We start from the raw sequence: 4,582 nt of genomic DNA, 5'->3' as shown, positions 1-4,582 counted from the left end.
CTCGACGCTCTTCTTCCTGCGCTGGTGTGGCCTGTACTGGTGCATTCCGTCCATTCTCGGCACGCGCAACAAGGTCGGGTTCCTCGGCGGGGTGATGAATCTCGGCGGCAACATCGGGGGCATCAGTGTGCCGCTGATCGTCGGCGTGATCGTGCAGACCACCGGTTCGTATTTCCTTGCGCTGATGTTCTTCGCGGCCGCCGGTGTCGGGCTGTTCATCTGCTCGACGCTGATCGACTACGAACGCAAGCTTCCGGTTTGATTTTTCAGACACACGTTTCTCCCTTGATCGGCACGCCGCCCAGGCGGCCGGTCATCGCATTTTTGGTACGACCATGACGACCCAAAAACGTAAATTGCTTGGCATGCTCACGCCGTCTTCCAACACCGCGCTGGAACCGATTACCAGCGCGATGGTGGCTGACCTCGATCATGTCTCTGTCCATTTCTCCCGCTTTCGCGTCACGCAGATTTCTCTCGGCGAGAACGCGCTCGGCCAATTCGACCTGGAAAAGATTCTCGACGCGGCGCGGCTCCTCGCCGACGCCGAAGTCGATGTCATCGCGTGGAACGGTACGTCTGCCGGGTGGCTGGGCTTCGAGACCGACGAGGCGCTGTGCCGACAGATCACCGAAACGACAGGCATTCCCGCCACCACGTCCGTGCTGGCGCTCAACGAGATCCTCGCGCGGACCGGCGTGACCGAGCTCGGTCTCGTGACGCCGTATCTGGAAGATGTGCAGCAACGCATCGTTGCGAACTATGCGCGTCAAGGCATTCGTTGCACGGCAGAGCGCCATCTGGGGCTGAGCAAGAACTTCGAGTTTTCCGAGGTCAGCGCGCAGACGCTGGAGGCACTCGTCAACGAGGTGGCGCAAGCGCGCCCGCAAGCCATCACCACGTTCTGCACCAACCTGCACGCCGCGCCGCTCGCCCGCGCGCTGGAAGCCAAGACCGGCATTCCCGTGTACGACACCATCTCGACGGTGCTCTGGAAGTCGCTGCGGCTCGCCGGCGTCGACACGCGCGCCCTGAGCGACTGGGGTCAACTGTTCCAGCAAGGAGAGTAAGACGATGAGCGACACCTTCGATCTGGTCATTCGGCACGCTGACGTGGTCACGGCCGCCGATCGCTTTACTTGCGACATCGGCGTGCGCGACGGCGTGATCGCCGCGCTGGGCCGGAACCTGGCCAGCGGTGCGCGTGAGGTCGACGCCTCGGGATTGCTCGCGCTGCCTGGCGGTGTCGACGGCCACTGCCATCTCGACCAGCCGATGCCGGACGGCCTGCGCATGGCCGATGACTTCTTCACCGGTACACGCGCCGCCGTGTGCGGCGGCACGACGACGGTGATCCCGTTTGCCGCGCAAGAGAAGGGCGGTTCGCTACGCGCAGCCGTCGACGACTATCACCGCCGCGCGGAAGGGCGCGCGGTGGTGGACTACGGGTTCCATCTGATCGTTGCGGACCCAACGGAGAAGGTGCTCCGCGAAGAGCTGCCGCAATTGATTCGCGAAGGGTACACGTCGTTCAAGATCTACATGACCTACGACGATCTGAAGCTCTCGGACCGCGAGATTCTGGAAGTGCTGTCCGTGGCCCGCGAGCATGGCGCGCTGGTGATGGTGCATGCGGAGAATTCGGATTGCATCGCATGGCTGACGGACAAGCTCGTCGGGCAGGGTCGCATTGCGCCGAAGTTCCATGGCCTCGCGCGGCCGGCGGCCGTCGAGCGCGAAGCCACGCACCGCGCGATCACCTTCGCCGAACTGGTCGACGTGCCGATCCTGATTGTTCATGTCTCGGGCAAGGATGCCATCGGTCAGATTCGCTGGGCACAGGGCCGTGGCATGCAGATTCTGGCCGAGACCTGCCCGCAATATCTGTATCTGAGCGCCGAGGACATGAATCATCCGGGCGATGACGGTTACGCGGGCGCCAAATGCGTTTGCAGTCCGCCGCCGCGCGATGCCGACAACCAGGAGGCCGTGTGGAAGGCGTTGAAGCAAGGCGTGTTCTCGGTGTTCTCGTCGGATCACGCGCCGTTCAACTATGAAGATCCGCAAGGCAAGAAGCCGGGCGGCAAGCCGCAGTCGTTCGAGCATATCCCCAACGGCATTCCCGGCATTGAGACGCGCCTGCCCTTGCTGTTCGATGGCGTGCATCGCGGGCGCCTGTCGATTCATCAGTTCGTCGAGCTGACGTCCTACCGTCCGGCGCGGCTTTACGGTCTGTATCCGCGCAAGGGCACCATCGCCGTGGGTGCGGACGCCGACATCGTGCTGTGGGACCCGGAGATGCGCACGACGATTCGCAACACCCAACTGCATCATGCCGTCGACTACACGCCGTACGAGGGGCGCGAGGTCGTCGGTTGGCCGGTGCACTGCTTCTCGCGTGGCGAACAACTCGTTGCCAGTGGGCAATATCTGGCGCCGGCTGCCGGGCGCGGGCGCTTTCTGCCCGCAGACGCGCCGTCGCTGGTGTGACGCAAAACAACGACAGTGGCAGGAGATTTCATGCGCTTACTTGTAGTGAATCCCAATATCTCGACGAGCGTGACGGGGCTGATCGAAGCCGAAGCCCGTCGCGCCGCATCGCCGCAAACGACGCTCGCCTTCGCGACGGCGTCGTTCGGCGTTGCCTACATCGAGACGCGTTTCGAAGCGCTCGTCGGCGGCTACGCCACGGCGTGTGCTGCTGCAGAACAGGCGGGCACGTTCGATGGTCTCGTGGTGGCGGCGTTCGGCGACCCGGGGTTAGGGGGGATCAAGGAGCTATTCGACGTGCCGGTGGTCGGCATGACCGAAGCGGCGTTGGCGAGCGCGTGCCTGCTCGGCGCGCGCTTTTCGATCATTGCCATCTCGCACCGGATTCAAGCCTGGTATCGGGAGTGTGTCGAAGCGAACGGGCTGACGTCGCGGCTCGCCAGCATTCGCAGCCTGACGTCGCCGTTGCGCGATATTGCGACCGTGCAGGAGGACCATGCGGAGCGCCTCATCGAACTGAGTCGGCAAGCCGTGGAGGAAGACGGCGCAGACGTGATCGTGGTGGCGGGCGCGCCGCTGGCAGGACTGGCGAGGACATTGCGCGATCGCATTCCGGTGCCGGTCGTCGATGGCGTTTCCAGCGCGGTCCGGCATTGCGAGTCGCTGGTGGCATTGCAGCCGGGCGTGGCGCGCCTGGGCAGTTTTCAGCGCCCGCCAGCGAAGCCGCACGCGGGGCTGCCGCTCGCCGTGAGCCGGATGCTTGAAGCGCCCGGGGCACGGGACGTTTGATGCCGGAGGTTGCCCGGCAAAAACACCGTCACCGTTGGGGCCACGACAGGCAGAATGTCGTTCTGCCGTCGCGGCTCGTGACGGCGACGCGCCCGTCGTGAAGCCCCATGATCGTTTGCACAATGGCGAGCCCCAACCCGGCCGAAGCGCCGCTGGTGCCGACGCCCGACGGCTGCCGACGTGATTTGTCCCCCCGGTAGAAGCGGTCGAAAATGCGTTCGATATCTTCATCGTCGATCGCGACGCCGGGGTTGGACACGGATACGTCGACTCGGCCTGCCTTGACCTCGGCGGAAATTTCAATCGTGCCGACATGGGTATGCCGGATCGCATTGGCGAGCAGGTTCCCCACGGCTCTGCGGAACAATTCCAAATCGGCTTTCAGCATCGTATCGGCGCGGCCTGACACGTGAATCGCCGACCCGGCCTCGTCTGCCAACCCTTCAAAATAGCCGGCTATGTTCCCGAGTTCGTCGGCAACATTGAACACTTGCATATGGGTAATGAATTGGGGGTGCTCCGCTCGTGCGAGAAACAGCACGTTCTCGATCATCCGCGACAGGCGGTCGCACTCCTCGAGATTCGACGCCAGCAAATTTTCATATTCGTCGACGCTACGCTGTCGACGAAGGGCGACCTCTGTCGCCCCTTTGATGTTGCCAATGGGCGTTCGCATGTCATGGGCGAGGTCCGCCGTGAACTGGAACAGTCGCTGAAACCCTTCCTCGAGGCGCGCCAGCATTCGATTGAGCGACATTGCCAACGCGCTGAGTTCCGTTGGCGATTGCACGACCTGCAGGCGGGCATCGAGACGGGTCGCAGTAATGTCGGTGGCGTCAGCGGTCATTTGGCGTAGCGGCCGAAGGGCAAATTGAATCAACAGATAGGTGGCAAGCATCGTGACCAGGCTGCCGACGATGCCCGCCATGGTGAGCTGATCCCGGTATTTGTCCAGCAACCGGAGCGGGGCCCTGACATCGCGAACCACGATCCCGTTCAAACGGGTGCCGTCGCGAAGCCGAACGTCAAATGCAACGCTCCTGACCGGGATTTTCTGATCCGTTGTCCACGCGACGACATCCGACGAGGCGATCTTGGCGTTGTCGGACACGCGCGCCTGCTGCAACGGTATGGTGGCAGGGTCGAGCCGGACGCCTTTGTCCGGTGCGGAATCCAGGTCGTCGATGACCTGGTTCGGGCCATAGGAGAGGAGTCGATCGCCTTTCGGGTCGAACAGCACGAGGGACAAGGCGCGATCGCCCAGCACGGCACTCACCAAGCGGGGCGTGTGCGACTTCACATC

4 protein-coding genes and 1 pseudogene are annotated in these 4,582 nt (G+C 63.4%); 4 read left to right on the top strand and 1 reads right to left on the bottom strand.

Annotation, left to right across the window (positions count from 1 at the left end):
• From A985_RS28990 to A985_RS0105625, 4 genes and pseudogenes are all read left to right on the top strand, one after another.
• Positions 1-262: pseudogene (locus A985_RS28990) on the top strand (MFS transporter); the annotation flags it as partial.
• 73 nt (positions 263-335) lie between these two features.
• Positions 336-1,070: an aspartate/glutamate racemase family protein gene (locus A985_RS0105635; RefSeq protein WP_017232426.1), complete on the top strand. Its 735-nt coding sequence runs from the start codon at positions 336-338 to the stop codon at positions 1,068-1,070.
• Between the two features lie 4 nt (positions 1,071-1,074).
• On the top strand, positions 1,075-2,490 hold the full coding sequence (hydA, locus tag A985_RS0105630) for a dihydropyrimidinase (RefSeq protein WP_017232425.1): 1,416 nt from the start codon (positions 1,075-1,077) through the stop codon (positions 2,488-2,490).
• Positions 2,491-2,520: 30 nt separating this feature from the next.
• Positions 2,521-3,279 (top strand): aspartate/glutamate racemase family protein, encoded by a 759-nt coding sequence (locus A985_RS0105625; protein ID WP_017232424.1) that lies wholly within the window; start codon positions 2,521-2,523, stop codon positions 3,277-3,279.
• A 28-nt stretch (positions 3,280-3,307) separates the two neighbouring features.
• Here A985_RS0105625 and A985_RS24380 read toward each other — a convergent pair.
• The coding region (locus tag A985_RS24380) for a heavy metal sensor histidine kinase (RefSeq protein ID WP_232424530.1) at positions 3,308-4,582 on the bottom strand (1,275 nt) is incomplete at its 5' end.

Origin of the sequence: Pandoraea sp. B-6, from assembly GCF_000282835.1 — a bacterium.
Lineage (GTDB): Bacteria > Pseudomonadota > Gammaproteobacteria > Burkholderiales > Burkholderiaceae > Pandoraea > Pandoraea cepalis.
Note: the sequence above shows the minus strand (reverse complement) of the source record. Positions and strands in the feature narration are given on the sequence as shown.

Bases quoted from the DNA above. Each gene is read 5' to 3' on its own strand.
- A985_RS0105635 (WP_017232426.1), top strand. From the start codon at position 336: ATGACGACCCAAAAACGTAAATTGCTTGGCATGCTCACGCCGTCTTCC.
- hydA (WP_017232425.1), top strand. From the start codon at position 1,075: ATGAGCGACACCTTCGATCTGGTCATTCGGCACGCTGACGTGGTCACG.
- A985_RS0105625 (WP_017232424.1), top strand. From the start codon at position 2,521: ATGCGCTTACTTGTAGTGAATCCCAATATCTCGACGAGCGTGACGGGG.